The sequence below is a fragment of the Microcystis sp. LE19-8.1F genome, assembly GCF_027531715.1.
Taxonomy (GTDB): Bacteria; Cyanobacteriota; Cyanobacteriia; order Cyanobacteriales; family Microcystaceae; genus Microcystis; species Microcystis wesenbergii_A.
The window spans coordinates 1-3,825 of record NZ_JAPZSO010000052.1 but is presented as its reverse complement, the minus strand read 5'-3'; the positions used below and the strand labels follow the sequence as shown (position 1 = coordinate 3,825).

At 37.9% G+C, this 3,825-nt stretch carries 6 protein-coding genes and 2 pseudogenes; 7 read left to right on the top strand and 1 reads right to left on the bottom strand.

Features of this window, described 5'->3' with window-relative positions:
- Window positions 1–614: 614 nt before the first annotated feature.
- The 7 genes and pseudogenes from O9334_RS05960 to O9334_RS05930 all read left to right on the top strand — a co-directional run bounded on the left by O9334_RS05960 (window position 615) and on the right by O9334_RS05930 (window position 3,585).
- Window positions 615–938, top strand: a complete 324-nt coding sequence (locus O9334_RS05960) for a DUF433 domain-containing protein (RefSeq protein WP_287999664.1) — start codon at window positions 615–617, stop codon at window positions 936–938.
- Window positions 922–1,077: pseudogene (locus tag O9334_RS05955) on the top strand (DUF5615 family PIN-like protein); the annotation flags it as partial. The gene O9334_RS05960 and the pseudogene O9334_RS05955, both read left to right, overlap by 17 nt.
- 105 nt (window positions 1,078–1,182) lie before the next feature.
- Window positions 1,183–1,509 carry a hypothetical protein gene (locus tag O9334_RS05950; RefSeq protein WP_190357178.1) on the top strand — a complete coding sequence of 109 codons (327 nt, stop codon included), beginning with the start codon at window positions 1,183–1,185 and terminating at the stop codon, window positions 1,507–1,509.
- On the top strand, window positions 1,494–1,727 hold the full coding sequence (locus O9334_RS05945; protein WP_041803605.1) for a DUF2283 domain-containing protein: 234 nt from the start codon (window positions 1,494–1,496) through the stop codon (window positions 1,725–1,727). The genes O9334_RS05950 and O9334_RS05945 overlap by 16 nt, the downstream gene beginning before the upstream one ends.
- 375 nt (window positions 1,728–2,102) lie before the next feature.
- Window positions 2,103–2,309, top strand: coding sequence for a hypothetical protein (locus tag O9334_RS05940; RefSeq protein WP_002760310.1), 207 nt, complete (start codon window positions 2,103–2,105; stop codon window positions 2,307–2,309).
- A gap of 36 nt (window positions 2,310–2,345) precedes the next feature.
- On the top strand, window positions 2,346–2,597 hold the full coding sequence (locus O9334_RS05935) for a PemK-like protein (RefSeq protein WP_353737864.1): 252 nt from the start codon (window positions 2,346–2,348) through the stop codon (window positions 2,595–2,597).
- A 142-nt stretch (window positions 2,598–2,739) separates the two neighbouring features.
- Window positions 2,740–3,585, top strand: a complete 846-nt coding sequence (locus tag O9334_RS05930) for an IS5 family transposase (protein ID WP_287999663.1) — start codon at window positions 2,740–2,742, stop codon at window positions 3,583–3,585.
- A gap of 123 nt (window positions 3,586–3,708) precedes the next feature.
- Here O9334_RS05930 and O9334_RS05925 read toward each other — a convergent pair.
- Window positions 3,709–3,825, bottom strand: a pseudogene (locus O9334_RS05925) (IS1 family transposase); the annotation flags it as partial.

The window sequence follows — 3,825 nt, the reverse complement described above, 5'->3', positions numbered from 1 at the left end:
GTTGAGTCGATGGATATTTTTTCGGAACTTGCCCTTTCTTTGATACGCCTCAAACCCCAGAAAAACCCTTATTTCTCCAAAGGGTTAACGGCTATGAGCCTTATCAAGCAAGCTCTTTAACCTTTCTGTCACCCCTTGAGCGTTCCACGACTCAAATGTAAACCCATAGTTGCAAATTGTTGTTACTGTCGTTATCCAAGTTTTTGTAATTGTGATTGGGAGAATAAACCAGAAAAAAGGAGCGTTAAGTAACGCACTCTAGAAAATCGGTGATCGCGCTAAATGCCATCTTCTAGTTCCTCCGCCACAATTTCCGGCTAAAATGAAGAACTAGCAGCTCTCAATGACGACAAATTTCACTGAATGCCAACGGTAATTAGAATAAGGAGTGCTGATCGTGATTTCCACAACCGTTAATCCCATGATGACCGTTGAGCCTGCCGCTATTCGAGCCTGGGCAGAAGAACCCATGATATATCTTGAACTCAGTGATGGACGTATTGAGTCATGGTTTTAGTTGGTTATGATGGTCTTTGGAGCTAATTATAGAAGTAACGGTAGGATATGTTAGCGTAATGTATAATAATCTTTAGAAGTAGAGTAAATGAGTTATTATGTCATCTTTAGTGCTTAAACAGCATATTGAAGTAACGCCTGGTGTTTGTGGCGGTAAACCTCGTATTGCTGGTCATCGTATTAAGGTACAAGATATTGTTATTTGGCATGAAAGAATGGCAATGTCTCCTGATGAGATTGTTTATAATTATCCAACAATTACTTTAGCTGATGTCTATGCAGCTTTAGCTTATTACCATGATCATCGAGAACAAATTCGTCAAGATATTGAATCCAGCGAAAATTTTGCCAAACAGTTACAAGGGGATAAACCTTCTTTGGTCGAAAAACTTTTAAAGGGAAATAATGGCCAACAAGCTTAAGTTTCACCTTGATGAAAGTGTCTCTAATGCGATCGCCAAAGGTTTAAGGATGCGAGGGATTGATGTTACAATGTCTTCAGAGGAAGGACTGATTGGGGCTTCTGATCAAGAGCAATTAGTTTATGCTTTGTCGCAAGGCTGAGTTGTTTTCACGTTTCATGTCTCTGATATTGGCAGATGCGATCGCCGATGATTAAGTTTTGGTTTTTAAATTTAAGATCAGTTTTGGAGACATGAAGAAAATTTGGCAAGGTCTTTTTTCTGTAGTTATTTAGAGGTAGAGGTTGAATTAACCGATGAGCGAGAACAGCATATTATTGATCGCCATCCAGGGACATTACCCGATTATGAGGAGCAATTAGCCCAGACTTTAGCTGATCCAGATTTAATTCGTTCTAGCGATCGCGATGAAAAGGCGTTGTTATTTTCTAAGTGGTTTTCAACGATTCGGACGGGACGATTTTTAATTGTGGTGGTGGTTTCCCAATCTAATCTTAGTCGTCATTGGATCGTGACTATATACACAGCCCGAAAAATTACAGGGGGAATAATGGTATGGAAAAAAATCTAACTTTTCGCTATGACCCGACGGGAGATATTCTTTATGTAGATGTCTGTTCTCCCTATGCAGATCAAGAGTCGGAGGAGATTGGGGATGAAATTGTCGCTCGTCTAAATCCGACTTCTGGGGAGATTGAGAATTTGGAGATTTTATTTTTCTCGAAACGCTGGAATCAACCATTTCCGTTACAATTGCCGATTGATGCTGCTTTTCGATTAGTGGGATAATTGAATCCTTTAGAAAAGTGAAGCAGTTATCAGCAGAAATACATCAGGATTGAACGAAAATTGAAACAATACGGATTAATGTCAGGATTTGATGGGGTAAAAACTTAACATTCTTTACAGGTGTATTTAGGTTGGGATGGAATTGACATTTCTTGGGTGTACCATGTTAGTCATTAGTGATCGCCAAAGGTTTAAGGATGCGAGGGATTGATGTTACAATGTCTTCAGAGAAAGCACTGATTGGGGCTTCTGAATGAGGAACAGTTAGCTTATGCTTTATTGCAAAGCCGAGTCATTTTCACTTTTGATGATGGCGATCACTGATGCTTCTACACTCTGTGCTAATATCTTCAATATTATAAGTGTTTTTGTTTTATGAAAAATCAGTTATTAAAATTAGCTTTTGAAGTAGAAATTGAAGAAGGGGAGCAACTCAATCTTCCCAGTTCTATTGTGCAAGGAATTGGTAAAGGCAAGTGGGTGATCACCATTCAGCCCAAAACCTTAGTTAGCGATCGCCTTCATTCTTCTTTTCTGAACAGTTATGCCCCAGAAGATGAAGGTTTATATGACGACTATTAAAGGAGGTGATTTCTGGGTTGCCAAAAACAAAGACCTGTGTTGATTCTTTGGGTTGATGGAGATGACGTGGTTGTAACGGCAGTAACCTCAGCAATGCCCCGAACACAAACAGACATATTATTAAAAGATTGGGCCAATAGTGGTTTGAGGGTTCCCTCTACTGTACGTTTATCCCGTCTTGATTGCTTGGAAAAAAACTTACTGCTTGCTAAATTGGGAAGGATTTCAAACGAAGATGCTGTCTATCTACTTAGAGCTTGGGACGATTATATTAAACCTCAATTTTAGGCGAGCGCGGTTTTAAAGTTTAATTAACAAGAAGAGGGCGATCGCAATGTGGAATTTGTTAGCGTAGCGTAACGCATATAATAGACCTCCTGCAAAAATCGGAACTTATTATGTAAAATAAAGTAAAACACTCAGAAAAATAATGACTTACGAAAAAGTAAAAAATTTGAATCCAGAAGACTTCAAACGCTTTTGGGTCGTGTATCCTGAAACATTTAATGATATGGTGAAAGTTTTAGCCGCCGAAAAAGTTCTTCAAAAAAAATCTGGAAGGCCAAGTAAATTAAGTCTAGAAGACCAAATCTTGATGACATTAGAGTATTTGCGGGAATATAGTACTTATTTCCATCTTGCAATTAATTGGGAGATTAATGAGACAACCGCCCTACGAATTACTAAAAAAGTAGAAGGTATTCTCATGAAATCAGGATTGTTTAATCTGCCAGGAAAAAAGACAGTTCAACAGCCCAATATTGACCTAGAGATAGTGGTAGTAGATGGGTTGGAGCATGAGATAGAAAAACCTCAAAAAAAGCAGAGAAATTACTATAGCGGCAAACAAGGCTATCATACATTAAAATCTCAAGTTCTTGCCGATCAAAAAACAGGAATGATAATCTGCACCGCTCATGGAAAGGGGAGAATACATGACTTTAACCTTTGGAAAAATAGTCAAATTGGGATCGATAAAAGTATTGAATGTTTAGCAGATAAAGGCTATCAAGGACTTCAAAAGCATCATGAAAATAGTAGAATTCCTTACAAAAAAAAGAAAAAGCAAAAATTAAGTTTAGAAGAAAAAAAGTTTAATCGCCAGTTATCAAGAGAAAGAATTGTTATCGAACATATCCACAGAAGTCTGAAGATATTTAGAGTTTTATCCTCAAGATATAGGAATCGGAGACGGCGATTTGGTCTAAGATTTAATTTAATTGCCGGCATTTACAACTATGAACTTAATTTAGGCTATCATCAAGTAGCTGAATAAGACTTTTGCAGGAGGTCTAATATGAAAAATTTATAACGATGTATAACATTAAATGCAAAAAGATGCGTCAAGTAAAGCACCCTACGGGATCGCTGATCGGGCGTTGCTGAATTAAGCTATGAATCAGTAAGGAATAGGCACTTCTTGAAACTTCAGATAATGAATTAATAAACGAATAGAGTATCCTAACATTTCTGTAGACTTAGAATAGCAGAGTGTTTGGCGATGCAATCGGGCTAG